At 65.7% G+C, this 25838-nt stretch carries 19 protein-coding genes and 4 pseudogenes; 8 read left to right on the forward strand and 15 right to left on the reverse strand.

What is annotated here, in order from left to right; genetic code table 11:
• The first annotated feature begins 130 nt into the window (after positions 1-130).
• On the forward strand, positions 131-1747 hold the full coding sequence (locus B4U45_RS10770) for a DHA2 family efflux MFS transporter permease subunit (protein ID WP_176358413.1): 1617 nt from the start codon (positions 131-133) through the stop codon (positions 1745-1747).
• Positions 1748-1838: 91 nt separating this feature from the next.
• Here B4U45_RS10770 and B4U45_RS10775 read toward each other — a convergent pair whose 3' ends face one another.
• From B4U45_RS10775 to B4U45_RS10790, 4 genes and pseudogenes are all read right to left on the reverse strand, one after another.
• On the reverse strand, positions 1839-2945 hold the full coding sequence (locus B4U45_RS10775) for a SagB/ThcOx family dehydrogenase (protein WP_198929531.1): 1107 nt from the start codon (positions 2943-2945) through the stop codon (positions 1839-1841).
• A 554-nt stretch (positions 2946-3499) separates the two neighbouring features.
• Positions 3500-4393 (reverse strand): FkbM family methyltransferase, encoded by an 894-nt coding sequence (locus tag B4U45_RS10780; protein ID WP_082275438.1) that lies wholly within the window; start codon positions 4391-4393, stop codon positions 3500-3502.
• Positions 4394-4615: 222 nt separating this feature from the next.
• Positions 4616-4935, reverse strand: a pseudogene (locus B4U45_RS10785) (ATP-binding protein); the annotation flags it as partial.
• Positions 4935-5606: pseudogene (locus B4U45_RS10790) on the reverse strand (Mu transposase domain-containing protein); the annotation flags it as partial. The pseudogenes B4U45_RS10785 and B4U45_RS10790, both read right to left, overlap by 1 nt.
• Between B4U45_RS10790 and B4U45_RS30380 the strand changes: the two are divergent.
• Together B4U45_RS30380 and B4U45_RS10795 are read left to right on the forward strand one after the other, a co-directional pair.
• Positions 5603-5863, forward strand: a pseudogene (locus tag B4U45_RS30380) (glycogen synthase); the annotation flags it as partial. The pseudogenes B4U45_RS10790 and B4U45_RS30380 sit on opposite strands and share 4 nt — an antisense overlap.
• A gap of 182 nt (positions 5864-6045) precedes the next feature.
• Positions 6046-7872, forward strand: a complete 1827-nt coding sequence (locus tag B4U45_RS10795) for a PPE family protein (protein ID WP_122512022.1) — start codon at positions 6046-6048, stop codon at positions 7870-7872.
• Between the two features lie 28 nt (positions 7873-7900).
• On the opposite strand, the gene B4U45_RS10800 is transcribed toward B4U45_RS10795, so the two are convergent.
• Both B4U45_RS10800 and B4U45_RS10805 read right to left on the reverse strand, forming a co-directional pair.
• A complete protein-coding gene (locus B4U45_RS10800; protein ID WP_075545689.1) occupies positions 7901-10015 on the reverse strand; it encodes a S9 family peptidase in 2115 nt (704 codons plus the stop codon).
• Positions 10012-10905 (reverse strand): phosphoribosylaminoimidazolesuccinocarboxamide synthase, encoded by an 894-nt coding sequence (locus B4U45_RS10805; protein WP_075545705.1) that lies wholly within the window; start codon positions 10903-10905, stop codon positions 10012-10014. Before B4U45_RS10805 ends, B4U45_RS10800 begins: the two co-directional genes overlap by 4 nt.
• Positions 10906-10960: 55 nt before the next feature.
• Here B4U45_RS10805 and B4U45_RS10810 point away from each other — a divergent pair, with 55 nt between their 5' ends.
• Positions 10961-11581, forward strand: a complete 621-nt coding sequence (locus B4U45_RS10810) for a hypothetical protein (protein WP_075545688.1) — start codon at positions 10961-10963, stop codon at positions 11579-11581.
• On the opposite strand, the gene B4U45_RS10815 is transcribed toward B4U45_RS10810, so the two are convergent.
• Genes B4U45_RS10815 through purB form a run of 3 tightly spaced genes read right to left on the reverse strand, consistent with a single transcriptional unit; the run spans position 11578 to position 15244 of the window.
• Entirely contained in the window at positions 11578-12567 is a 990-nt protein-coding gene (locus B4U45_RS10815) for a tellurite resistance/C4-dicarboxylate transporter family protein (protein WP_075545687.1), read from the reverse strand. The genes B4U45_RS10810 and B4U45_RS10815 overlap by 4 nt on opposite strands.
• A complete protein-coding gene (locus B4U45_RS10820; protein ID WP_075545686.1) occupies positions 12564-13823 on the reverse strand; it encodes a cytochrome P450 in 1260 nt (419 codons plus the stop codon). Before B4U45_RS10820 ends, B4U45_RS10815 begins: the two co-directional genes overlap by 4 nt.
• A complete protein-coding gene (gene purB, locus B4U45_RS10825) occupies positions 13820-15244 on the reverse strand; it encodes an adenylosuccinate lyase (RefSeq protein WP_075545685.1) in 1425 nt (474 codons plus the stop codon). Before purB ends, B4U45_RS10820 begins: the two co-directional genes overlap by 4 nt.
• Positions 15245-15310: 66 nt before the next feature.
• Between purB and B4U45_RS10830 the strand changes: the two are divergent.
• Positions 15311-16039, forward strand: a pseudogene (locus B4U45_RS10830) (DUF429 domain-containing protein); the annotation flags it as partial.
• 3 nt (positions 16040-16042) lie between these two features.
• Here the strand turns inward: B4U45_RS10830 and B4U45_RS10835 are convergent.
• Positions 16043-16666, reverse strand: a complete 624-nt coding sequence (locus tag B4U45_RS10835; RefSeq protein ID WP_099224382.1) for a TetR/AcrR family transcriptional regulator — start codon at positions 16664-16666, stop codon at positions 16043-16045.
• Between the two features lie 55 nt (positions 16667-16721).
• Here B4U45_RS10835 and B4U45_RS10840 point away from each other — a divergent pair, with 55 nt between their 5' ends.
• From B4U45_RS10840 to B4U45_RS10850, 3 genes are all read left to right on the forward strand, one after another.
• Positions 16722-17633, forward strand: coding sequence for an alpha/beta hydrolase-fold protein (locus B4U45_RS10840; protein WP_075545683.1), 912 nt, complete (start codon positions 16722-16724; stop codon positions 17631-17633).
• 69 nt (positions 17634-17702) lie between these two features.
• On the forward strand, positions 17703-19250 hold the full coding sequence (locus B4U45_RS10845) for a gamma-glutamyltransferase family protein (protein WP_075545682.1): 1548 nt from the start codon (positions 17703-17705) through the stop codon (positions 19248-19250).
• 147 nt (positions 19251-19397) lie between these two features.
• Positions 19398-20933 carry a serine/threonine-protein kinase gene (locus B4U45_RS10850; RefSeq protein WP_183155052.1) on the forward strand — a complete coding sequence of 512 codons (1536 nt, stop codon included), beginning with the start codon at positions 19398-19400 and terminating at the stop codon, positions 20931-20933.
• A 23-nt stretch (positions 20934-20956) separates the two neighbouring features.
• Here the strand turns inward: B4U45_RS10850 and purD are convergent, their stop codons facing one another.
• From purD to B4U45_RS10875, 5 genes are all read right to left on the reverse strand, one after another.
• Positions 20957-22225 carry a phosphoribosylamine--glycine ligase gene (gene purD / locus B4U45_RS10855; protein ID WP_075545680.1) on the reverse strand — a complete coding sequence of 423 codons (1269 nt, stop codon included), beginning with the start codon at positions 22223-22225 and terminating at the stop codon, positions 20957-20959.
• Between the two features lie 81 nt (positions 22226-22306).
• Positions 22307-23674, reverse strand: coding sequence for an HNH endonuclease signature motif containing protein (locus B4U45_RS10860; RefSeq protein ID WP_075545679.1), 1368 nt, complete (start codon positions 23672-23674; stop codon positions 22307-22309).
• A 102-nt stretch (positions 23675-23776) separates the two neighbouring features.
• Positions 23777-24214 (reverse strand): carboxymuconolactone decarboxylase family protein, encoded by a 438-nt coding sequence (locus B4U45_RS10865; protein WP_075545678.1) that lies wholly within the window; start codon positions 24212-24214, stop codon positions 23777-23779.
• A complete protein-coding gene (locus B4U45_RS10870) occupies positions 24214-25086 on the reverse strand; it encodes an NAD(P)-dependent oxidoreductase (RefSeq protein WP_075545677.1) in 873 nt (290 codons plus the stop codon). Before B4U45_RS10870 ends, B4U45_RS10865 begins: the two co-directional genes overlap by 1 nt.
• Entirely contained in the window at positions 25083-25835 is a 753-nt protein-coding gene (locus B4U45_RS10875; RefSeq protein ID WP_075545676.1) for an SDR family oxidoreductase, read from the reverse strand. Before B4U45_RS10875 ends, B4U45_RS10870 begins: the two co-directional genes overlap by 4 nt.
• Positions 25836-25838: the final 3 nt, after the last annotated feature.

Raw genomic sequence — 25838 nt, forward strand, 5'->3', positions numbered from 1 at the left:
GGACGGTGAAATACACGCAGCCAGCAGACGACTATCCAGTGCCTCTGACGTGCGGATATCCGGCTCGCCGCGGGGCCGGGCACCCCGAGCCGAGCCGGTCCCGGCAGCGGTAGCGGTGACAGCTGTCGATATGCTCAGCAGCGCCATGGACAAGGCGCGTTCCGCACCGGCCGACGCCGCGCTGCCCACACCTGCCACGGGGCAGCACAGCCCCGGCGAACACGTCTACCCCGACCGGCTCGACGCGCGGCTTTTCCGGATCGCCGGGGTCTGCGTGCTGGCCTCGGTGATGTCGATCCTCGACGCCACCATCGTCAGTGTCGCGCAACGCACCTTCATCACCGAGTTCGACTCCACCCAGGCCGTGGTCGGCTGGACCATGACCGGCTATACGCTGGCGCTGGCGACTGTGATCCCGCTAACGGGTTGGGCGGCCGACCGGTTCGGCACCAAGCGCCTCTGGATGGGTTCCATCCTGGCGTTCACGCTCGGCTCACTGCTGTGTGCGTCGGCGCCAAACATTTTGGCGCTCATCGCGTTCCGCGTGATTCAGGGTATTGGCGGTGGCATGTTGATGCCGCTGGGGTTCACCATCCTGACCCGCGTGGCCGGCCCCAAACGTCTGGGACGCATGATGGCGGTGCTGGGCATCCCGATGCTGCTCGGCCCGATCGGCGGGCCGATCCTGGGCGGCTGGCTCATCGGTGCCTTCAGCTGGCCGTGGATCTTCCTGGTCAACCTGCCGATCGGGTTGATCGCGTTCACCCTCGCGGCACTCGTGTTCCCCAAAGACCAGCCCGCACCGGCGGAGAGCTTCGACCTCGTCGGGGTGCTGCTGCTGTCGCCCGGTCTGGCAACGTTTCTGTTCGGGGTGTCGTCGATCCCGGGCCGCGGCAGTGTGACCGACCGCTACGTGGCCGTTCCGGTGATCGTCGGGCTGATGCTGGTTGCGTTGTTCGGGTGGCATGCCTGGCACCGCGCCGATCACCCGCTTCTGGATCTGCGGCTGTTCACCAACCGGGTGTTCGCCCGAGCCAATCTGACCTTCGCGACATTCGCCGTCGCCTATTTCGGTGCGGCGCTGCTGCTGCCGAGCTATCTCCAGCAGGTTCTGCATCAAACACCGATGCAGTCGGGGGTACACCTGATTCCCAACGGGCTGGGCGCAATGCTGACCATGCCGTTCGCCGGCGCCTTCATGGACAGGCGCGGGCCGGGCAAGAGCGTGCTCGTGGGCCTCACACTGATCGCCGCCGGCCTGGGGATCTTCACATTCGGTGTAGCCAGGCAGGCGGGCTACCTACCGACGCTGCTGGCCGGCCTCGGGCTGTTGGGCATGGGGACCGGTTGCACGATGATGCCGCTCTCCGGCGCCGCGATCCAGACGCTAGCACCGCGCGAGATTGCCCGTGGGTCGGCGGTGATCAGCGTCACCCAGCAGGTCGGCGGCTCGATAGGAACCGCATTGATGTCGATGATCCTCACCAACCAGTTCAATCGCAGCGAAAACATCGGGGTGGCAAACAGAGTCGCTGCCCTGCAGCAGCAGGCGGTCAGACATGGCTTAGCGGTCGACCCGTCGGCGATACCGCAACAGGCCCTTGCCCCCGACTTCGCAAGCCGGGTGCTGCACGACCTTTCGCACGCCTACACGGTGGTGTTCGTGATTGCGGTCGTGCTGGTGGTGTCGACACTGATCCCCGCGGCGTTCCTGCCGAAGACACCTCCGGGCACGACGAGCGTTTGAGTACGCCGGACCTGTTCAGCTAAGTTGGCCAGCCGACTGGTGGCGCTGGTCCAGGTGGGTTTACGGCCACACCCGCCTGGAGATCGTCGAACTAGGCCGAGCCGCGTTGTTTTGTGTAAAGGGACGTTCGACGGAAGGTGTCCAGGCCCGCCAGCGGGGGCGTGATCGGGTCGTTGTTGGGGTGGCCCGCCGCGAGAATGTACAACGGCGTGCGTCCGATGTTGTCCAGTCCACAGAATTCGGCGACGGTCGAGTCGTGGAAGGCCGCGGTCTGGAATGGACCTAAGCCAAGGGCCGTGGCGGCAAGCGCGAACGTCTGGCCCAAGTGTCCGGCATTGAGCAGACATATCCGATACGCGCGCGGGGTGCGGTATTTGCTGAGCATGCGGTCGATCGTCGTGCAGAGGACCACGATAAACGCGGTCGCGCCTGCCCATTCCTGCCTGCCGCAGAGCTCGACTACCTGGTCGCTGGTCAGCCCTTCGCTCAGCAGTTCCAGCGAATGCTCGAGACAGTTGTAGTGGTAGGTACCTGGCGGCACGCCTTCGACGTTGAGAACACCGACACAGGCATCGATTTCCTGGCGGCTACCGCCGGATGCGCTGGTGCGTCGCAGCAATGCGCTGCGGCCGGAATCGATAAAATCGACCGGCCCGAATACCGTTGCCAACAACGCCGAGAACGTTTCCAAGGAAACTGGCTGGTCGGTGAAATCGCGGTGTGTCCGCCTGCGGTGCAAAACCTGGTCGAATGGCTCCGATAACCGGGTAGACCCGCGGGGCAGCAACAACCGATCTGCCTCGGGGTACGTGGTGAACAGGGTGTGCACCCGACGTTTGATGCCATCGTCAGGTACCACTTCGTTCGCGTCGGTTGCCGTGGACTCCAAAGAATCGAAGGCCAGATCGACTCGGACGTAGTGCTCGTCTTGGGTGGCGTAGTGAAATAGCGACGCCTCGGGCGCCCAGGGACCCCACTGATCGAAGATCTTCTCGTCTTCGTTGGCCTCATCGCTTCCCTCCTGCAGCAAGAGGCTGTTCTCACGCAATACCGCCACAGCTTCTTCGATGGATGCTCGGTCGAAGCCCACGAGGTCTTCCATGGCCCTGTCGAGTTCAATCCAGTCGTCAAAGGCCGCGAGCATCTCGACGGCAACCGGGTGCAGCTCAAGAGGTGACAGGCGCGGGTAGCCATGCACGACAAAGGCGCCGGCATGCCAATAACAGACTAGACATCGCCGCCGCCTCAGCCGCATCGATCATTTGCTCCTGGTCTCGACCCAGATCCACCTTCGGTGAGTGTTCATGAACGACCTCCGACGGGATCCATCAACAGCCTCCCGGAGCCTATCTCTCGGGGTACCAGAATGGGGTCGCGCTGGTCCTGTCTGTCCGGGTCAACGCAACAGGCTTAAGCGTAAACTTACGCATCTTGACTTCACCTCCTTCTGTTGAACGTGCTGAGCAATGCCGCATTAGCTGAAAAGCCTTTATACCTGGGTTTCATGTGTGCCGCCTGACACGATACTGGTGACCAGCTGCTAGTTACGCTGATCTCGGTATCGGCACCGCAACCGCGGAGAGGCAGTCAACATGTCGGGTGACGACGCCGTGCGGTCGGCCGGTTTGGTTGTTCGGGGCGAAGGTGACCGTCATCTGGACGTGGGCTCGGTGACCTTAACTTGTCGTCTAGCTCAGGCTCGGATCACGAGCAGGCCGGGTCGCTGATTGAGATCCATTCAGCGCCTGCATCTCAGCGGCCCGCAGCGAAGAGCCGGTCCACTGCGGCCCTGCCCGCGTTGTCGTCGGCGTGCACGACCGCGACATCCCAGTAGTGGTATCCGCGGTCAGAAACGGGCTTGTCCATTACCGAGGCGATGGTTGGCACCTCATCGATCGACACGACCTGAATCGGCTTGCCGAAATCGTCCCATATGCCAACAAACGAGTAGCCGGCGTCCTTGAGCTTGCCCCAAACAGCGGTCGGGTCCGCTACGCCAGCCAGGTGGGAGAGGTAGTGATCATATTCGAAGAACAGCACCGGGCGAGAACTTGAGTATGCCCGCGCGAGCGCCGGGATCAGTGTCGTGTCGTGGCCGTCTGTGTCCGATTTGACAAGCCGGATTGGCGGCAATTCTGGGTGACGGATCGGCAGTTCGGCCACGGTCAGTGCGGCAGCCGCCACGGGTGCTCCGCCCTGGACGAAGCGGGTCGTGCCGCCCTTGCGCACCGCGCCGAGACCAGAGGCCTCGCCCGTATCGGTGACTAGAAGCCCGAATTCGATCACGCAGCGGTTGTCCGACCCGACATTGCGCTTCAGGTACGGCAGGTACTCGTGGTCTGCCTCGACACAGAGCACGCGGGCGTCAACTTTCGCAAGGATCTGTACCGCGGAGTCACCGATATTCGCTCCGACGTCGATGACGCCGAGAGGCCTGTCGATCTCGCCGAGGCAGACCGCCAGATCCACGAGGTTCTGACCATAACTGGGGAACAGGCGGACGTGGTCCGGAAGCCGGTGCGATCGTGGCATCGCGAGCGACACACCCTGCACGTCACGCATGACTGTGCGACCGCCGAACCAGTGGCGAACCATGCGATGCGAAAGACGTTGTACGAGTTGCCGAAGCCGCAGGCTGTAGGTCATCGTTTTCCGGTCGGATTCACCGGCAGATCATACCGCTGCCATGGTTGTAGTCCATGACACTCACTCCGAGTGGATCAGCCGCTGACCGATGTTGAACGGCACTGGGGACGCAGACGATCGGCCACCCGGCGACAACGTCGGCCAGAACTTTCCGACTCAGCTAAGCCGCCAGGTACGTTTCCCGGTGCCGGGCGGGCCGAGGAAGACGACGTTGTCGCGGGCAGTGATGAAATCGAGCGTTCCTAGATGCGCGATGGGCGTCGCGTTTGAGTCCGCGGGCATGCTCGAAGTCGAGCTTCCAACGATTTACGGGCCGGGAGCAGGGCGGCGCGGATGCGGCCCTCACCGCCGAGGGATTCACGGGCCGAGACTTCGCGTTGCAGGCACGCCGCCAGGTGCTCTTCGTGGCTCCAGTTCTCGGCGCGGGCCCGCTCAGCTAGCCGGGTCACCGACTCGCGTAGTGTGGGCGCTTTGAGCGCCCTTGTCAGATAAGCGATCTCCGCGGTCACATCGCGGCGCTGGGCCGTCTTGGTGGCGGGCATCAGGCCACCCCACCATCAAGGTCAACACCGAGTGCGGCATCGTAATCGGTAAGCGAGCGGACCTGCACCTGCGGCTCGGACAGCGGCTTGGCTACGCTGAAGTGTTTGTGGCGCAACACCTTCGCCGCATCGACATGCGCGGGGTCGGAGATCGTCTGATGAGCCGCCCAAATCCGTTGGTGATCGGCGAGCAGCTGGCTATCACAAAACGCCTGCACCCGATCCAGGTCCGCGCGCACCAGCACCCGGCGCCCGATGCCGCCCGGATGCACCGGGTAATCGTTGGAATCCACGCGCACATAGTGATCGCGCGGCAGCCGCAGCGACGAACACCACCCGGTAGCCGGGGCCACCGGCGGCAACGACAGCAGCCGGCGAACAAGTCTTCGGCGCACCGCGAAGGCAGCAGCATGGCCAACAGCCAACGTGAATAGGCGCACACCATGGTCAACACCGGCAGCTGTTTGGCGGTGCGGCTCTGCCCAAATCCCACCGACAGCTCGATCGGCGGAAACCAGAAATCACACTGGGCGATCCCCCCCGGCCACATACTCGGTGCGCGAGGCCGGGTCCGGCGGCAAATACACCGGCCGCAGCTCGGCCACCCGCCCGGAAAGGACCCGAATCGAGCGGGTCCAGCCGATCCGCTCGGCAATCACCGTCGCCGGCATGCGCAACCGCTGTGGTGGCCTCCGTGGGCGGATAGCGGAGGTGGTCGCCGACAGGTCACCGGATCGTTGGCGCATTACGACCCGACGATCCGAACGGCTACCAGGGCGGATTGGCAACAGCCATTAATGCGCTGGTCGCGAACCCCTCCAGAGCGGAGAGTTACGGCCAGGACGGACGTCAGCCATGTGTCGACAAGTTCTCTTGGGCACGCGTCGCCGAGCGGATCCTGGACACCTATTGCAAGGCGTGCTTGTGACGTATCCCGGGCCTTCGCGCTGACATGGCCTAGTGATCGGGCTACCCCGACGACAACGGTTCCGGTCCAGCCAGCCACCAAATACATGATGCCACAGTGCGATTACTGGATTGGCGCATCAAAGATGATGAATCGACGTACTCTTGTCTCGGATCGGAGCCGAGCAGAAAGGTGCCGTCCAGATGCGATATCTGATATTGCCGCCGGAAGTTAATTCCGCACGACTGTTTGCGGGTGCCGGATCAGCACCAATGCTGTTTGCGGCCACTGCCTGGGACGGCGTGGCAAGGGAGCTCGCGTTGGCCGCAGCTGGTTTCGAATCGCTGATTTCCGCACTGGCGAACGAGGCTTGGCAGGGTCGGGCAGCGGCGTCGATGCTGGTCGCGGCCACTCCCTATGCCGGATGGCTGCGAGCGGCAGCGACCGGAGCCGAAAATTCCGCCGGGAACGCCTGGGCGACGGTAAGAGCATTCGAGGCGGCTTTGCAGGGCTCCGTTCCCCCGCAAGTGGTGACCGTCAACCGGGCGCACCTTCTGTCGCTCACCGCTAGGAACTTCTTCGGCCAGAACTTTCCGGCTATAGCCGCGACTGAGACCGAGTATGAACAGATGTGGATCCAGGACGCGGCCGCGATGGCGGGCTACCATGCGGACGTATCCATCGCCGCCGCCAGCCTCACGCCCTGGCAAAACCTGCCACCGCCACTGCTCGGTCTGGCACACGACGCAAGTATCGGGATCCGCAATGCGTTCGGGGTCAACCTGGGTTTCGGCAACAGCGGGCGCGGCAACATTGGCTCCGGCAACACCGGCGATTACAACCCTGGCAGCGGCAACACCGGCAACTGGAACTTGGGCAGCGGCAACATCGGCAGCTATAACGTCGGCAGCGGAAACTTGGGCAAGCATGGCACGCCCGGGTATGGAAACGTGGGCAGCGGCAACACCGGCAACTGGAACTTGGGCAGCGGCAATTTCGGCGCCATGAACGCGGGTAGCGGCAATTTCGGCGACCTGAACATCGGCAACGGCAACACCGGCAACTCGAACATCGGCAACGGCAACACCGGCAACTCGAACGTCGGCAGCGGCAATGCGGGCAACTCGAACGTCGGCTACGGAAACACGGGCACCAACAACATTGGATTCGGCAACAGCGGTCGCGGAAACATCGGATTCGGCAACACCGGCAACGGGAACTTCGGCATCGGGCTCACGGGCGACCACCAGGTCGGCTTCGGCGGCTTCAACTCGGGAACCGGCAACACCGGCTTCGGCAACTCCGGAACCGGAAACGTGGGCTTTTTCAACTCGGGCGCACACAACGTGGGTATCGCAAATGCTGGAGTGAACAATACCGGTGCCGGCAACTCCGGCGACACCGACACCGGCTTCGGCAGTACGGGAAGGGGCAACACCGGTCTGTTCAACTCCGGCGGCTTGAACACCGGCTTGTTCAACTCCGGCAGTCAAAATTCGGGTAGCTATAACTCAGGCAGCACCAACACCGGAAGCTTTAATTCCGGCGAGGCTAACTCGGGCAACTTTGATTCCGGTCGCACCAATTCGCTCGGATTCAACTCTGGTGATACTAACACGGGGCTTTTCAATTCCGGACACGTCAACACCGGCGTATTCAACTCGGGCAGCCTCAACACCGGGTTCGGGAATCGCGGCGACGGGCCTGGCCCGTATTCGGGCTACGCTAACAGCGGCCCCGGCCCCAACTCGGGCTTCTTCAACAACGGCAGCTTTAACTCAGGCTTCGGCGTCACGACCAGCACCCTCACCAGCGGCTACGGCAACGTGGGCAATGCTGTCTCGGGTCTGTGGAACATGGGCGAACTGAACTCAGGCGTCAATAATCAGGGTGGACATGGGAATTCCGGATACGGGAATTCTGGACCTGAAAACGGATTCGCAAACTCAGGATTCCGCAATTTGGGACACTTCAACTCTGGTGGTTTCAACATTGGTGTAGGGTTTTCCGGCTTCGGGCATTCCGGTTGAACAACCCGATTCTGTCACGGATCCTCCGCTATTCGACTTCGCCGGCACACCCGGCGGCAGCCAGCAGCCAGGCGTACTGGAAAGCGGTTTCCTTCCAGCGTTCATATCGTCCGCTTATCCCGGCGTGCCCGGCATTCATCTGCGTCTTCAACAGGACCGGCCTGCCGTCGGTGTTGGCGTGCCGAAGCGCTGCAACCCATTTGGCCGGCTCCACGTAGTAGACCCGGGTGTCGTTGAGCGATGTCATCGCCAGGATGGCCGGGTACCGTTTGGTTGCCACGTTTTCATACGGTGAATACGACTTCATATACGCATAGACATCACTGTCGTTGAGCGGGTTTCCCCACTCGTCCCACTCGGTGACGGTCAGCGGCAACGACGGATCGAGGATGGTGGTCAGCGGGTCGACGAAGGGCACCTGCGCCAGGATTCCGGCGAAGAGTTCCGGCGCCATATTGGCCACCGCGCCCACCAACAAACCGCCCGCACTGCCGCCCAGAGCCACCAACCGCTCCGGCCGGGTCAGCCCCGAATGCACCAAATGCTTTGCCGCCGCGATGAAGTCGGTAAAGGTATTCTTCTTGTGCAGCATCTTGCCGTGTTCGTACCACAAGCGGCCCATCTCACCGCCGCCGCGAACATGCGCGATGGCGAACACCATTCCACGGTCCAGCAGTGACAGCCGGGCAATGGAAAACCGGGGGTCTTCGCACATCTCGTAGGCACCGTAGCCGTAGATGACTGCGGGCGCGGGGAACTCGATGTCGGCCCGGTGCACAATGGAAATCGGGATGCGGGTGTCGTCGTCCCCGTGAGCCCAATCGCGGCGTTCCACGTAGTCCTCGCGACGGTAGCCGCCCAGGACCGGCTGCTCTTTGAGCAAGGTGCGCTCGCCGGTGACCAGATCGATGTCGTAGATCCGCACCGGAGTGATGAAAGATCCCGCGCCGACGCGCAGCTTGGGCGAATCCCAGTTGGGATTGGGACCCAGCCCGGCCGCCATCAGCTCGGAGTCGAACGCGATCTCCTCCGGTTCGCCGTACTCCCCCTCGGCGCCGAACGGCCACAACTGGATCCGGGGCAACGCCTCGCGCCGGTAGCTGACCACCACGTGGCCGGCGAAGGCGTCCACCCCGTCGAGCCGGACGTCGTCGCGGTGCCCAATCAGCGTGCGTTGCCGGGCCGGATCCTCGACCGGGGCTTCCACCAGGGTGAAGTTCACCGCGCCATCGTTGTGCAGGATGAGAAAGCGGTTTTGTCCGCCGATGATCGCGTGCTCAATGGAGTACTCGACGCCGTCGCGGCGCGGCAGCACGATGGCGAACTGCGCGGCCGGGTCGGCGGAGTCCGCGTAGCGGATCTCGGAGGTGACCGACGAACCCGCCGCGATGACGATGAAGGCGTTGCTGCGGGTGCGCCCCACCGCGAGCCAAAACCGTTCGTCGGACTCGTGGTAGACCCGCTCGGACGCGGCATCCGGCCCGAGCCGGTAGCGCCACACCGTGTCCGGGCGCCACGCGTCGTCGACGGTGGTGTAGTAGACGGTGCGGTGGTCGGCGGCCCAGGTCGCTCCGGGGCCGATGCCGGCGATCTCGTCGGGGTATCTTTCCCCGGTGCGTAAATCCTTGAACTGCAAGGTGTATCGCTCGTCGCCGACAACGTCGACGGAGTAGACAAGTATGTTGTCGTCCAGGCTGACGCTCAACGCGCCCAGCGCGAAGAAGTCGTGCCCGTCGGCCTCCTGGTTTTCGTCGAGCAGCACCTGCTCACCGGGTATCTCGGTGTTCTCGTCGAACCGCGGCGGGTCCCAGTCGTCGGGATCGGCAACCGGACAACGACAGTGGACGCCGTATTGCTTGCCCTCGAAGGTGCGGGCGTAGTACCACCAGTCGCCGCGCCGGGTCGGCACCGACAAGTCGGTTTCCTTGGTGCGCGCCTTGATCTCGTCGAAGATTTTCTGCCGCAACGGTTCCAGATGTGCGGTCGCTTGGTCGGTATAGGCGTTCTCCGCCTCCAGGTAGGCGATCACTTCGGGATCGTCCTTGTCGCGCAGCCATTCATAGGGATCGACGAATACGTCACCGTGGTGCTCCCGTCGAGTCTCCACTCGCTTGGCCGACGGCGGCGCGGCGTGATCCGTCATGCGCTAGGCCCGATCCAGTCGCCGAACCGCAGACCCGAAATGCGTTCGTAGGCTTCGATGTAGCGTTCCCGCGTGGCCTCGATGATGGCGCTGGGCAGCGGCGGCGGCGGCTGGTCGCCGCCGCGGTCCCAGCCGGACTCGGGGCTGGTCAGCCAGTTGCGGACGAACTGCTTGTCGAAGCTGGTCTGCACCACGCCGGGCCGGTATTCGTCGGCAGGCCAGTACCGCGACGAGTCGGGGGTGAATATCTCGTCGGCCAGCAGCAGGTTGCCGTCCGGGTCGATACCGAACTCGAACTTGGTGTCGGCGATGATGATCCCCTTCCTCAGGGCGTGGTCGGCGGCCTGAACGTAGATCCGCAGCGTACGGTCGCGCAGCTGGTTGGCGCGCACCCCACCTACCATCTCGATCACCCGGGCGAACGAGATGTTCTCATCGTGGTCGCCGAGCGCGGCTTTGGTTGCCGGGGTGAACAGCGGCGCACCGAACTTGCTCGCCTCGACCAAACCCGGTGGCAGGGCGATCCCGCAGACCTTTCCGGTGGCCTGGTAGTCGAGCAGGCCCGAGCCGGTCAGATAGCCGCGCGCGACGCATTCCACCGGAAGCATCTCCAGTCTCCGCACCACCAGCGCCCGGCCCAGCACCTCATCGGGGATGCGCCGATCATCGGGTGGCCCGGCCAGGTGGTTGGGGGCATCGACCAGGCCGAAGAAGAACACGCTCATGGCGGTCAGGATGCGGCCCTTGTCCGGGATGGTGCTGTCCAGGACGTAGTCGTACGCCGAGATCCGGTCGGTGGCGACCAGCAGCAGGTGGCCGTCGTCGACGCGGTAGATCTCCCTGACCTTGCCGCTGGCCAGATGCTGGTAGTCGGACAATGCAGGACGCAACATCGGGCCAGCCTATCGGTGGGGTCGGGCCGCACACTGTGCTGGTATCGGTGCTATGCGATCACGGTTTTTGCCCTACTCGACCAGACCCGTCCGACTGGCCATCCAGTTGTTCAGCGATACCACCGTTGCCGCGTGGACGACGGTCTGGGTGCTGGTCGGTCTGGCCGTCCACAGCGCCATCTCGACCATCGCCGAGGCGGGCCGCCAAATCGAGAACGGCTCCCAGGGCATTGCCGGCAATCTGGCGTCGGCGGGTCATGGAGCTCAGCACATCCCATTGGTGGGTGATGCGGTCAGCAAGCCCATCACGGCCGCCAGCGAGGCCGCGCTCGACATCGCCGGCGCCGGCCACAGCCTGGACACCACCGCGAGCTGGCTGGCCGTGTTGCTGGCCCTGGCGGTCGCCGCGACGCCGATCCTCGCGGTCACCATGCCGTGGCTGTTCCTGCGGCTGCGGTTCTTCCGCCGCAAGTGGACCGTGACCACCCTAGCCGCCACCGCGGCAGGTCAGCAGCTGCTGGCGCTGCGGGCGTTGGCCAACCGGTCGCCGGCCAAACTGGCCGCCGTCAGCGCGGATCCGGTCGGCGGTTGGCGCCGTGAGGATCCCGCCACCATCCGGGGCCTGGCCGCACTCGAGCTGCGAGCGGCGGGCGTGCGGCTTCGGGGACACTAATCGCGGTTGCCCACCACGGCGCGCCGCAGCCGCAACAGGCCCGCGACGGTCACGATCACCCACGCCGTCACCGCGATCCAGCAGAACACCAGCGAAACGGTGCTCGGCGATCGCCGGCCCAGCTCGGCCGCCATAGCCTCGGTGGCCGCCGAGTACATACCCAGGGGGAACACGAACGCCCACCACACCCCGGCGAAGCGCAGCGCTTCGGGCCTCCGGCTGATGCGGCGCAGGCCGAAGTACACCAGCGGTGGTATCCACAGCGTGCCGGCCACCCAGGTCACCACGGTCACGATGCACACCGGCCGGGCCAGCCAGGCCGGCGCCACCTGGTGGATGTTGTCGCCGGCCAACGTCGCTATGGCCAAGCCGCCCATCAGGATCCAGCTGTCAGGCCCGAAATTGTCGCGGTCCTGTCGGTCGGCTACCGCCCGCCACACGATCAGCCAGGTCATCAACCCGTAGATGCCGAGCGCCACCACCCAGACGGGCACGGCGACGCCGAGCCAGCCGGGCTCGCCGGTCGATCGGGCCACCTTGGCGGCCACGATCGCCAGGCCGGAGGTGCCGACACTGGCCAGCTCCCAGGCGCCGTGCGCCCGATCGCGCAGCCGCGTCCACGGCCGCGCCGTGATGTTGCGGGTGGTGAGGACGACCAGCACCAGCCAAGACGACGACGCGGCCACGCCGAGGGCCAGCACCACCGCGACGTTGGCCATCAGCCGGCTGTCCAGCACCGCACACGCGGCGACGAAGGTGAACAGTCGCAGCGTGATGTCAGGATCGCGCAGGTCCCAGAAGCGAAACCGGCGGGTGAAGATCACCAGGGCGATCAGGAGCACCAAACCAAGCGATGCCAGAACGCCCATGGTCTCGCTGATCAGACGATAGTGGTGCTTCTCCGCGGCGATCGACACGATGCCGGTCGCCATCACCGCGGCGAAGACATCGGGTGACGGCTCGGCATCGGCGAGCCGAAGTGTCACTGCCCCTCACGTAGTTCCACGACCAGGTGGCGGATGCCGGTGTGCCGGTTGCTGCGAGTCCATTCGACCGGCCGCACCACGCGCACGTCGGCGAACCGCGAGAGCAGTTCCTCAAACAGCACCCGCAGCTCCAGCCGAGCCAGATTTGCCCCCAGACAGTAGTGGGCACCTTGGCCGAACCCTAAGTGCGGGTTGGGCTTTCGGGTGATGTCGAACTCGTCGGCGTGGTCGAACACGGCGGCGTCGCGGTTGGCCGAACCCTCCCAGACCTGTACTTTCTGCCCCGCCCGGATCGAGCGTCCGCCCAAGGTGACATCGCGGGTGGCGGTGCGCCGCTTGGACGGCGACGGCGACGTCCAGCGAACCATCTCCTCGACCGCCGTCGGCAACATATCGAAATCGTCACGCAGCAACCGCAATTGCTCGGGGTGCTCGGCCAGCGCCAGCAGCCCGCCGCCCACCGCGTTGCGCGTCGTCTCCGCGCCGGCGCTGAACAACAGGCTGAAGAACAGATAGAGCTCCAGATCCGACAGGGCCGGCGCATCTTGATCGTCGAGCATCGCGTTCGCGACGACGGACAGCATGTCGTCGGTCGGGTTGGCGCGCTTGGACGCGATCAACTTCTGGCCGTAGGCGTACATCCGCGACCCCGCCTGCGCGGCTTCGTCGGAGACCGAGAGCTGCGATACCGAGGCCTTGCGCTGGCCGCCGAAGTCGAACTGCGGCTCGATCGCCTCGAACAGCCAATGTCGTTCGGATTCCGGCACTCCCAGCAAAATGCAGATCATCTGCATTGGCAGTTCGGCGGCGATGTCGACCAGGAAATCGACCGGTTCGCCCGGCTGCACCGCGTCCAGCAGCCGGCGCGCCCGGGCCCGCAGATCGTCCTCGACGCGGCGGATCATCCGCGGCGTCAGCCCGGAGCTGACGAGCCGGCGAATCTGGGCGTGCCGCGGGTCGTCCATCATGTTGAGCACCTGGCCGGCGATGGCCAAGTCCTGCAGCAGCGTGCCGCCGAACGGTCGCTCCCCGCCGGTGACCGACGAGTACGTCACCGGATCCTTCAGCACCGCAAGCGTTTCCGGGTAGGTGGCGACCGACCAGAAGCCCTCGCCGTCCGGGGTGTTGTCGGTCGGCTGGTGCCAGTACACCGGTGCTTCCCGACGGTGCACGGCGAAGAGCTCGTGCGGGAATCCGTTGGCGAAGTTGTCCAGGTCGGTGAAGTCGATGCTCGAGAGCGCGCCCGCGAGAGTCATAGGATTGCTCCTGGTGTGTACTTAGCGGCTTCCGGGTAGCGGCCTACCAGCTTGTCTACCATCGCGACCACCTCGTCGACCTGGTCGGCGGCGGCTCCGGTGAACGCGTTGCGGTCGGCCAGGGCGGCGTCCAGCGCCGCGCGGCCCAGGGGCAGCCGCGGATCGGCGGCCAACCGGTCCAGCAGGTCGGGCTCGGCGCCCTCGCGCATGGCCAGTGCGGTGGCCACCGCGTGCTCGCGGATCACATGGTGCGCGCTCTCGCGGCCCATACCCGCGCGCACCGCCGCGATCAATACCTTGGTGGTGGCCAAAAACGGTAGGTAGCGATCCAGCTCCCGCTGGATCACCCGCGGATAGGCGCCGAATTCGTCGAGCACCGTCAGAAACGTCTCCAGTTGTCCGTCGATGGCAAAGAAGCTGTCCGGCAAGGCAACTCGGCGCACCACCGAGCAGAAGACGTCGCCCTCGTTCCACTGCGCTCCGGCCAGTTCGGCGGCCATCGAGGCGTACCCGCGCACCACCACCTGCAACCCGTTGACCCGTTCGCAACTGCGGGTGTTCATCTTGTGCGGCATCGCCGACGAGCCGACCTGCCCCGGCGCGAAACCCTCGGTGACCAGCTCGTGCCCGGCCATCAGCCGGATGGTGTGCGCCAGCGACGACGGTCCGGCGCCGAGCTGCACCAGCGCGGACACCACGTCATGGTCCAGCGAGCGCGGATACACCTGCCCAACGCTGGTCAAAACCGTTGAGAAACCCAGGAAGTCAGCGATGCGGCGTTCCAGTCGGGCCAGCTTTGCCGCGCCTTCCTTCCCGCCGCCCAGCAGATCGAGCATGTCCTGTGCGGTGCCCATCGGTCCCTTGATGCCGCGCAGCGGGTAGCGGTCGATCAGTTCTCGCAGCCTGGTCAACGCGATCAGCGTTTCCTGCGCTGCCGAGGCGAAACGCTTGCCCAAGGTGGTGGCCTGGGCGGCCACGTTGTGGCTGCGCCCGGTCATCACCAGCTCGCGGTAGGCCACCGCCCGCTCGGCCAGCCGGGCCACCACTGCCACGCCGTGGGAGAAAACCAGCTCCAGCGACTGCCGGATCTGCAGCTGCTCGACATTCTCGGTCAGATCCCGGCTGGTCATCCCCTTGTGCACGTGCTGGTGACCGGCGCGGTCATTGAATTCCTCGATGCGGGCCTTGACGTCGTGGCGCAGCACCCGCTCCCGGGCCGCGATCGAGTCCAGGTCCACATCGTCGAGCACCCGCTCATAGTCGGCGATCGCCTCCCGCGGAACCTCCACTTCCAGTTCGGCTTGTGCCCGCAGCACCGCCAGCCATAGCCGCCGCTCGGCGACCACCTTGGCTTGCGGCGACCAGATCGCGACCATCTCGGCGCTGGCGTACCGGGAGGCCAGCACGTTCGGAATGCCCACGAAGACACAGCTTACGGTCGGACGCGGCCAGATCGCGCGGACTCCCGCCGGCCGTACCCTTGGCGAATGCACTTCGCCGGCGTCGATCTGGCCTGGGCCACTGCCAACCCGACCGGAGTGGCAGTACTCGACGCCGACGGTGTCCTGGCGCACATCTGCGCTGGCCGCGACGACTCCTCGGTGCTGGCGGCGTTGCGGCCGTACACGGCCGGCCCCTGCCGGGTCGCGTTCGACGCGCCGCTGGTGGTGACCAACCCGTCGGGTCAACGGCCGGCCGAGACCGCACTCAACCGCGACTTCCGCGCGTTCGAGGCTGGTGCGCATCCGACGAATACCGGAAAACCCGAGTTCGCCGACGGGCCACGCGCGGCACGGCTCGCCGGTGCGCTGGACCTGGACATCGATCCGTTCTCGGCGGGCCCCCGGCGGGCCATCGAGGTATACCCGCATGCGGCGACGGTGGCGCTGTTCCGGCTGTCCCGCACGCTGAAGTACAAGGCCAAGCCCGGCCGCGGTGTCGAGCAGCTCAAATCGGAACTGCTTCGGTTGATGGACGGCATCGAGGGACTCGAAAACACCCGAACGCCGCTGCGGGTGACCGGTCATGGCGACTGGGTGTCGTTGCGCCGGCACGTGCGGGCCGCCGGGCGCAAGTGCGAACTGCGCCGCGCCGAAGACCCGATCGACGCCGTCGTCTGCGCATACGTCGCGCTGTACGCCGAACGCCGCCCGTCCGACATCACCGTCTACGGGGACTTCGCGACCGGCTACATCGTCACGCCGACGTTGCCCGCAGCGCTACACCCGGATCGGCCGTTGGTCGACCGGCGCAAGCACCTCGATGAGATCGACCACGGTCGCCAGCGCGGCGCTGCGCGCGTCGCGCCCTTCGACCAGCGCAGAAACCACCGAACCGTCGACCGCGCAGATCAGGGTGCACACCAGTTCGATGCGCACCGACCGGCCGGATCGCTCGATGGCCTCGGCAACCGCCTCGGCACGCTGGCGTAGGTTGCGGCGCATACTTTCCCGCAACGCGGGCAGGCGGGTGCAGGCGATATGCCGCTCGTATCGCGATATCAGCTGTTCGGCGAGCCCCGCGCCGTCCACGTCCCCGACAAGAAGGTCGACCAGCACTTCACCGGTGGTCTCGGGTCCCCGGCGCCGCCGCGGCAGCGCGTTGACCCGGGCCCGCAACTGCGCCACCTCGATCATCCCGATGTGTTCGACCGCACGGGCGATCAGATCGTCAAGGGACGAAAAGTAGTAGGTGGTAGAGGCCAACGGCAGCCCGGCGCGCCGGGCGACGGCCCGGTGGCGCACCGCTTCGAAGCCACCCTCACCAAGCAGCTCAGCGGCGGCGCTTACCAACGCATACCGCCGACGTTCTCCTTTTGGAGTAACTGCTGCCGTCACGCCCACCCATGCTGCCAGTGAAATTGGTACTGCATTGCCATTTTCGCTAAACGGCCATGGCATGATGACCCGCATGCCGGAGTTAAGTCGCCGCGCCGTGCTCGGTCTTGGCGCCAGTGCGACGCTTGGCGCAGGCGGGGTATTCGCACTCGACATACTCTTCCAGCCACGAACTTCGCATGCCTCACCGGCGCCGGTGATTGGCACAAACGTTCCGTTGGCGCCGACACGGCCGCTCGATCCACCGCCGCCGGCTCAGGCCGCGCCGACGATGACCACCGGCTCGTTCGTGTCGGCGGCACGCGGAGGCATCTCGACGAATTGGGCGATCGCACGTCCGCCGGGCCAAACCAGGCCGCTGCGGCCGGTGATCGCGTTGCACGGCAAGGGCAGCGACGCGGCCACGGTGATGGCCGGCGGCGTCGAACAGGGCCTGGCACAGGCCGTCAACGCCGGGCTACCGCCGTTTGCTGTGGTGGCAGTCGACGGGGGCGGCAGCTACTGGCATAAACGGGCTTCCGGCGAGGATTCCGGGGCCATGGTGCTCAGTGAGCTAATCCCGCTGCTGGACACCCAGAACCTGGATACCTCGCGGGTGGCGTTTCTGGGCTGGTCGATGGGCGGTTACGGGGCGTTGCTGCTCGGCGGCCGGCTCGGACCGGCCCGGACCGCGGCGATCTGCGCGGTGAGCCCGGCGCTGTGGCTGTCGCCCGGCGCGGCGGCACCGGGCGCGTTCGACGGGGCCGACGACTTTGCGGCGAACTCGGTGTTCGGCATGCCGGCGCTGGGTTCCATTCCGATCCGGGTGGATTGCGGCGACAGCGATCCCTTCTATTCGGCGACCAAACAGTTCATCGCCCAACTGCCGAACCCGCCCGCGGGCGGCTTCTCCCCCGGCGGGCACAACGGTGGTTTTTGGAGCTCGCAGCTGCCCGCCGAGCTGACCTGGATGGCGCCGCTGCTGACGGCCTGACCGCCCGGGGCGTGCGAGGATCGCCCGGTGAATCCGTTCGGTTGGAGTTTTCCCTACGCCTGGCCGCGAATGCCGATGCTGGGCCGAAACGTCGTCGCCACTTCACAGCCGCTCGCAGCCCAGGCCGGCCTGCGGATGCTCGCCGAAGGCGGCAACGCGGTCGACGCGGCTATCGCCACCGCCATCACCTTGACACTGGTGGAACCGGTGTCCAACGGCATCGGCTCCGATGTCTTCGCCATCGTCTGGGACGGCACGCGGCTACACGGGTTGAATGCCTCCGGCCGCTCACCTGCGGCGTGGACGCCGGAATACTTCGGCGACAACGGTGTTCCCGCGCTCGGCTGGAATTCGGTGACGGTACCGGGCGCCGTGTCGGCCTGGACCGACCTGCACGCCGAGTTCGGCAACCTGCCGTTCGAACGACTTTTTGAACCGGCTATTTCCTACGGCCGCAAGGGGTTTCCGGTGTCGCCGACCGTTGCCGCGCAATGGGAGGCCCAGGTACCCCTGTTCGCGTCGCAGCCCGGGTTCGCCGAGGCGTTCCTGCCGGGTGGCCGCGCGCCGAAACCCGGTGAGCTGTTCAGGTTTCCAGACCACGCGGCCACCCTGGAGAAGATCGCCGCCAGCCGTGGTGACGCGTTCTACCGGGGAGAGCTGGCCGAAAAGCTCGAAGCGCACGCCAGAGCCAACGGCGCTGCGATGCGAGTCAGCGATCTGGCCGCCCATCGCGGCGACTGGGTGGGCACCATCACCGGAACATACCGCGGCTACACCATTCACGAGCTACCGCCCAATGGCCAGGGCATCATCGCCCTGATCGCGCTCGGGATCCTCGAGCAGTTCGACATGGCTTCGCTGCCAGTCGATTCCGCGGACAGCGTGCATCTGCAGATCGAGGCGCTCAAGCTCGCATTCGCCGATGCGCAGGCGTATGTCGCCGATATCGACCACATGCCGCTGCTTCCGGAGCACCTGCTCGACGAACAGTACTTGCGGGGGCGCGCCGCGCTGATCGATCCCAAACACGCAAAGCCGGCCTCGGCTGGAAGCCCAAGGGGCGGAACCGTGTATCTCACCGCGGCAGATGCCTCCGGGATGATGGTGTCGATGATCCAGTCGAACTACCTGGGCTTCGGGTCCGGTGTGGTGGTGCCCGGGACCGGCATCTCGCTGCAGAATCGCGGCTCGGGTTTTGCTGCGACGCAAGGTCATCCGAACCAGGTTGGGCCCGGCAAGCGGCCCTTCCACACCATCATTCCGGGGTTCGTGACCAAGGATGGCGCGCCGGTGCTGAGTTTCGGCGTGATGGGTGGCCAGATGCAACCACAGGGCCATGTGCAGGTGCTGGTCCGCATCGCCGACTACGGTCAGAACCCCCAGACGGCGTGCGACGGCCCACGATTCCGGTGGGTGCAGGGACTGCAGGTCTGCTGCGAAAACGGCTTTCCGCCGGCAACACTCGACGACTTGCGCAGCCGCGGGCATGCGCTGGTCACGGTGGACGACTACAACCAGTTCGGCAGCTGCCAGGCGATCTGGCGTCTCAATGACGGATATGACGGATATGTCGCGGCCAGCGACCCGCGCCGCGACGGTCAGGCTGTGGCGTTCTGACCGGTCGCCCGCCGACCAAAGATGAACGCGAGGTAAACTCATAGAAAACCTAGGGTGGCCTAACGGTAAAGTGCTGGGTAATATCAGTCCCAGCTAATCGCAAACTGCGCTGAGAATGTACTCGGCATTCCGGTAATGGACGGTGCGATGATTGGGTTAAGTCACCAAGGCCCGGGCATCGGGTTGAAAGCCGGTGAGATTTTTGCCGGATACACGATTGTCCGCTTGCTCGGCTCCGGGGGAATGGGCGAGGTCTACCTTGCCCAGCACCCACGGCTGCCGCGCCGCGAAGCGCTCAAGATTCTAGGCAGTGAAGTATCCGCTGACGACGACTATCGGCGGCGATTCATCAGAGAGGCGGACGTGGCGTCCGCGCTGTGGCATCCGAACATCGTGCGGGTCAACGACCGAGGCGAGTTCGATGGAAAGCTATGGATCTCGATGGACTTCGTCGACGGAACCGACGTAGCAAGCCTGTTGCGGAGCCGCTTTCCGGCCGGAATGCCGGCAGCTCAAGTAGCCACGATAATCGCCGCGATCGCAAGCGCACTCGACTACGCGCATCAGCACCACGATGTCATGCACCGCGATGTCAGCCCCGCGAATATCCTGCTCGCCGAGCCGGACGGCGCCGATCAGCGGATTCTCTTGGGGGACTTCGGAATAGCACGGAGCATCGGCGAGACCAGTGGCCTGACCGCGACGAACATGACCATCGGCACGTTTCCCTACGCGGCGCCCGAACAGCTAACGGGCGAACCGATTGACGGACGCGCCGATCAGTACGCGCTAGCGGCCACCGCCTACCATCTGCTGACCGGATCGCCACTGTTCCCGCACACCAACCCGGCGGTTGTGATCAGCCGCCACCTGACCACCCCGCCTCCGGTACTGGCGCAGATCCATCCGCTGCTCGCGGCCTTCGACCCGGTGCTTGCCGTAGCGCTCGCCAAGGACCCTGCCGATCGCTTCGCTTGCTGTACTGATTTCGCCGGTGCGTTCGCGCACGCAGCCCGTCGCGTCGAACATCCGATGGCGTCGGCTTCGACCCTGCCGAGACCCTTGGCGAGCCGGCCACTCAACGGCGCTGCGGTGCCCTCGGCCGTGGCTGAGGCCGGCCCACGGCAGCGACGTAGTGGGTGGCGGCTCTTCGCCGCAGCATCAACGGTTATCGCGGTCACCGCCGTCGGAGCCAGTGGCTACCCGTTCGACGCCGGCTCGATACCGGGCCCGCCGGCCGCACCGCCGACTGTGGCGTCGCCTCGGCAGGTGGCGGAGCACCCGCCGCCACCCGCGGTGGCGCCGCCTCGGCAGGTGGCGGAGTACGTGCCGCCACCCGCAGCGGTTCAGCCACCAACAGTGCCGACGCGCAGGGATATTCCGCCCGCGGCATCCGCTGCGGTCGCGCCGACGCCTCGACGGCCGGCACCGGTCCCGCAGCAACCGACACCCAACCCCGAACAAACCTTCCTCGGTCTGGTGTCCCAGATTCCGGGTGTCATCGTCACCGATCCCGCGACTGCCGCCGCCACTGGCCGTGGCGTGTGCACCGACCTTCAAAACGGGGCGAGCCCCGATGATGCCGCCGCCGCGACCGTCAACAACACCGGAATCTCGCCCGCACAGGCCGCCGCCGGTGTGAACGCGGCGATCACCGCCTTCTGCCCGCAACACCAGGGGTAGGGAACATTGCGCGGTCGCGGTAGCTAAACGCTGATCTTTCGCTCCGCGGCACGCAACCCGATGTCCTTCCGGAAGTGGCTGCCGGCTAACCGAATTGAGCCGAGGATGTCGTATGCGTGCGACCGTGCCGCTGACAGGTCCGCGCCGGTGCCCACCACCGACAGCACCCGGCCGCCGGATGACACGACGGTACCGTCCTCGCGCCGGACCGTCCCGGCGTGCAGTACACCTTCGGCTTCGGAGCCGACGACGACGTCGCCCACCCGGGGCCGCCCGGGATAGTTTTCGGCCGCCAGCACCACCGCCACCGCGGCGCCGTCTCGCCAGCGCAATTCGCCGAACTCCGCCAATTTTCCGGTACCCGCCGCGTACAGCAACTGCCCCAGAGGCGACTCCAACAGCGCCAGCACCGCCTGAGTCTCGGGATCGCCGAAACGACAGTTGAATTCGACCACCGCGGGACCCTTCGTGGTGATCGCCAGACCCGCATACAGCAAGCCACAGAACGGGCTGCCGCGCCGAACCAGTTCGGCCGCAACGGGTTCTACGATCTGACCGACCATCTCCCGGTAGACCTCGTCGGGCAGCCACGGCAGCGGCGCATACGCGCCCATACCACCGGTGTTGGGCCCGGTGTCACCCTCACCCACCCGCTTGAAGTCCTGCGCCGGCAGCAGCGGCACCACGGTCTCGCCGTCGACCACACAGAACAGCGACACTTCCGGGCCGTCGAGATAAGACTCCAGCAGCACCGGATGCCCGGACTCGAGCAGTCCCGCCGCGTGGGCGCGGGCGACATCGCGGTCCGTCGTGACCACCACGCCCTTGCCCGCGGCCAGATGGTCGTCTTTGACCACCCAGGCCGCGTCGCCTGCGGGCGGCCCGAACCGATCCAGCGAGGCGTCCAAATGGGCTGGGTTGTCGACGATTTGGCTGGCGGCCGTGCGCACGCCGGCCGCGGCCATCACGTCCTTGGCGAAGGCCTTGGAACCTTCGATGCGGGCGGCGTCCTTGCCGGGACCGAAGCAGACGATGCCGGCGGCGCGCACGGCGTCGGCCACCCCGAGCACCAGCGGCAGCTCGGGACCGATGACCACCATGTCGGCTTGGACCCGCCGTGCCAGGGCGACGACGTCCTCGCCGGAGGTGATGTCGACATCGTGCTGTTCGGCCAGGCGGGCCGTACCGGCGTTGCCGGGAGCCACGATGAGGTGCGTGACCTGCGGATCTCTGGCCAGTGCCAACAGCAGGGCATGTTCACGGGCACCGGAGCCGATTACCAGGACGCGCACGAGACGTCAGAGTAGCCGGGGTCGGGTTGGGCCCAAGAGGCAGCACGCCACGCCGGATGCCGCACAGCTCGGTTTGGTGGGTCAATCAGCTTCCGCGTCGTCGTCGGGCGCCAGCAGCTTCTCCGGGTGATGAAAGCTATTCGTTCTCGGTTGTCCGTGGTCCAGGTGCGGTGGCGGGATCCACTCGGTATCGCCGTTGGCAATCTTGCGGGTGGTGAATCCACCTTCTTCGACAAGTCGGTTGTCGGGTCCGCAGGCCAGGGTCAGCTGGTCGATGTCGGTGCGGTGGGTGGCCTTCCAGCCTTGGACATGGTGAACCTGGCTGTGGTAGGCGGGGGCATCGCATCCCGGCTTCGTACAGCCTCGATCCTTCGCGTAGAGCATGATTCGCTGCGCGGGGGACGCGATGCGCTTGGTGTGATACAGCGTCAGGGCTTTGCCGCGATCGAATATAGCCAAATAGTGGTGAGCGTGGCCGGCCCAGCGGATCACATCCGACATGGGCACCAAGCTGCCCCCACCCGTCAGACCCTTCCCGGCCGCGGCCTCGAGGTCTTTGAGGGTGGTGGTCACCACGATCGACACGGGCAACCCGTTGTGCTGACCCAACTCCCCCGACGCCAAGAGCCCCCGCAGTCCGGCGAGGAAGCCGTCATGGTTCCGCTGAGCCGGGCTGCGGTTGTCACGGCGCACCGCATCCGCATCGGGTGTGTTGTCGATGACCGGTGTTTCGTCGTCGGGGTTGCACGCCCCCGGGGCGGCCAGCTTGGCCAACACGGCCTCAACGGCGGCGCGCAACTCCGGGGTCAGCATGCCGCTGATCCGCGACATCCCGTCGAATTCCTGCTTGCCCAGTATGATGCCGCGCTTGCGGGCCCGCTCCTGGTCGCGGAATTCCCCGTCGGGGTTGAGCCAATCCATGATTCGCTGGGCGTATTTGGCCAATTCGTCGGGGCGGTACTCGCTGGCCTTGCGGGCCAGGTCGGCCTCGGCGGCTTCCCGGGTAGACAGGTCCACCTCGGCGGGCAGGTGCGCGAAGAAGCTGCGGATCACCTTGATGTGCCCGTCACCGATCACGCCGTCTCGTTGGGCGGCCGCGGTGGCGCTTAGCTGCGGCGCCAACGGCTCGCCGGTCAACGCGCGGCGTTCCCCAAGATCAGCTGCCTCGTCAATGCGCCGGCCTGCCTCGGCCTTGGTGATACGCAACCTGTCGGCCAGTGCCGAGCGCAGTGTGCCACCCAGTTCTTCTTCGCTTGCCTGTAGGTCGAGTTGGTTGATCAACGTGTGTTGGGGCGTCCGCAGCCGGCGCGCCAGGCGTTCCAGCCGCTCCAGGGCCCGCAACCGTTCCGGGATGGTCAGTACGTCAAAAGACAACCCGCACAGCCTATCCACGTCCGCATCGAGCGCATCGAAGACCTCGACGATGCCTTCACGACTGCTCGAACCCACGCCTGAAATTCTAGGGACGGCCACCGACAACAATCCCCGCAATGTGACCACTGAAACCACAGTGACACAAGGGGTTTAGCGCCGAGATCGAGCGCCTACGGCTTACTCGACAGCCTTACCCGAGTGCATCTTCAACGCGGCGTCGACGTTGGCCTTCTTGTCTTCGCCAACGCCCTTCGCCGCGGCCTTCTTGCGCTTTGCCACAACGGTTTCGACCGCGCCGTTGAGCGCAGAGCCCAGCGGAAACCCGAGATAGTGGGTGAGGAAGACGGCCATCTCCTTCAGTTCCGTCTCGTCGAGTTCGCCGTTGAGCAGCGCGGCGTTGATCTGGATTTCGGCGAGGTCGCGACTTCCGATGGCGGTCACCGCGGTCAACGTCATGATGCGCTTGTCACGCATCGACAACCCCGGTCGGGTCCAGATGGCGCCGAACAGGTGATCGACGGTGAGGTCGAAGTATGGGTCACCCTCGATGTTGGGCATCTCCCACCCGTACACCTCGTTCATCTTGTCCAGGCCCTTGCGGCGCAGCTCGTCCATCACGTCTCCTCAGCTAGGTCGGGATGCGGTACCCCGAGGCCGGCGGCCAACCGCTCCAACGCTAGCTTGGCCAACGGCAACTCGACCGATAGCGACTCCCCCAACGCCAATGCCAAACCCAGGTCCTTCTCCCCCAGCGCCCGGGTGTGCTCCAGCAGCGGACGCAGCGGGTCGTCGGGTTTCATCGGCGCCGTCGTCTCGCGGAACATGATCGCTGCGGGGCCACCGGTGAGGGCATCGCTGTGGCGCACCACCATGGCGAGCGCCCGCAGGCTCAATCCGCTTGCCTCGGCCAACTTCTCCGCCTCGGCAGCCGCCGCGTAGGACACAAAGGTCAGCATGTTGCGGGCCAGCTTCATCCGGGTTCCGGCGCCCGGTTCGCCGGCATGGATCACCAGCGACGCCCACCGCCGGAACGGCTCCTTGATCCGCTGGAACGTCTGGTCGTCGGCGCCCACCATGGTGGCCAATTTGCCTTCGGCTGCTGCCCCCGGACCGCCGCTGACCGGAGCGTCCACAACGTAGACGCCCTGCGGCCCGAGTTGTCGCGCCAGTTCGACTGCGGTGGTGTCGCTGATAGTGGAGTGAATCGCAATGATGGTGCCCGGCTTGGCATGTGCGGCCAGCCCGTCGGCACCGACGATCACACTGCGCACCTGAGCGTCGTCGAGCACGGTGACGCTGATGATGTCGGCGTCGGCAACCTCGGCAAGGCTCGCCGCCGCGGTGGCACCACCCTCGACGAACGGCGCCATGGCCTCGGCCCGCACATCGAAGACCGTCAGGCCTCCCGGCCAGCCGAGGTAGCGCTTGGCCATCGGCGCACCCTGGTTGCCCAGGCCGATGTAGCCGAGTCGGGGGATCGCGGTCATGATCGGATGACCTGTCCGCCATCGACATTGAAGATCTGCCCGGTGATCCAGGAGGCCTGGTCGCTGAGCAGGAACAGGCACATTCCCACCAGGTCCTCGGGAGTTCCCATGCGAGACAGCGGAATCTGTTTGACCATGTGCTTGACCAGCTCGCCGGGCGTCACAGTCCTGGTGGCCTCGGTGTCGATGGGCCCGGGTGCGATCGCGTTGATCCGAATCTTCATTCCGCCCAGCTCACGGGCAAGCTGCTGGGTGAGCCCGTTGACCCCGACTTTGGCCAGGCCGTAGAAGTTCGAGTACAGCCATGCCGCGGTGGACGACTGGTTGACGATCGCGCCGCCACCCCTGTTGGCCATGTGCTGGTACACCGCCCGGGTGCATACCAACGCGCCGTCGTGGTTGACGCTCATGAACTTCCGGTAGTAGTCCCACGGCACGGTCAGCAGCAGGTCGAGTTTCATGCCGCCGTAGATCGCGGCGTTGTTCACCAGATAGTCGATGCCGCCGAATTCGCCGACGGTGCGCTGGGCCATGTCCTTGGCCGATTCCTCGTCGGAAACGTCAACCGGCACTGAGATTGCCGTGCCACCGTCGGCGACGATCTGCTTGGCGACGGCCTCGGCGGCCGCGCCGTTGATGTCGGCGACGACCACGGAGGCGCCTTCGCGGGCCAGGCCGTCGGCATAGGCCTTGCCGATACCCTGAGCAGCCCCGGTGACTATCGCCACCCTGTTCTCGAATTGACCCACGCC

The sequence above is a fragment of the Mycobacterium persicum genome, from assembly GCF_002086915.1.
Taxonomy (GTDB): domain Bacteria; phylum Actinomycetota; class Actinomycetes; order Mycobacteriales; family Mycobacteriaceae; genus Mycobacterium; species Mycobacterium persicum.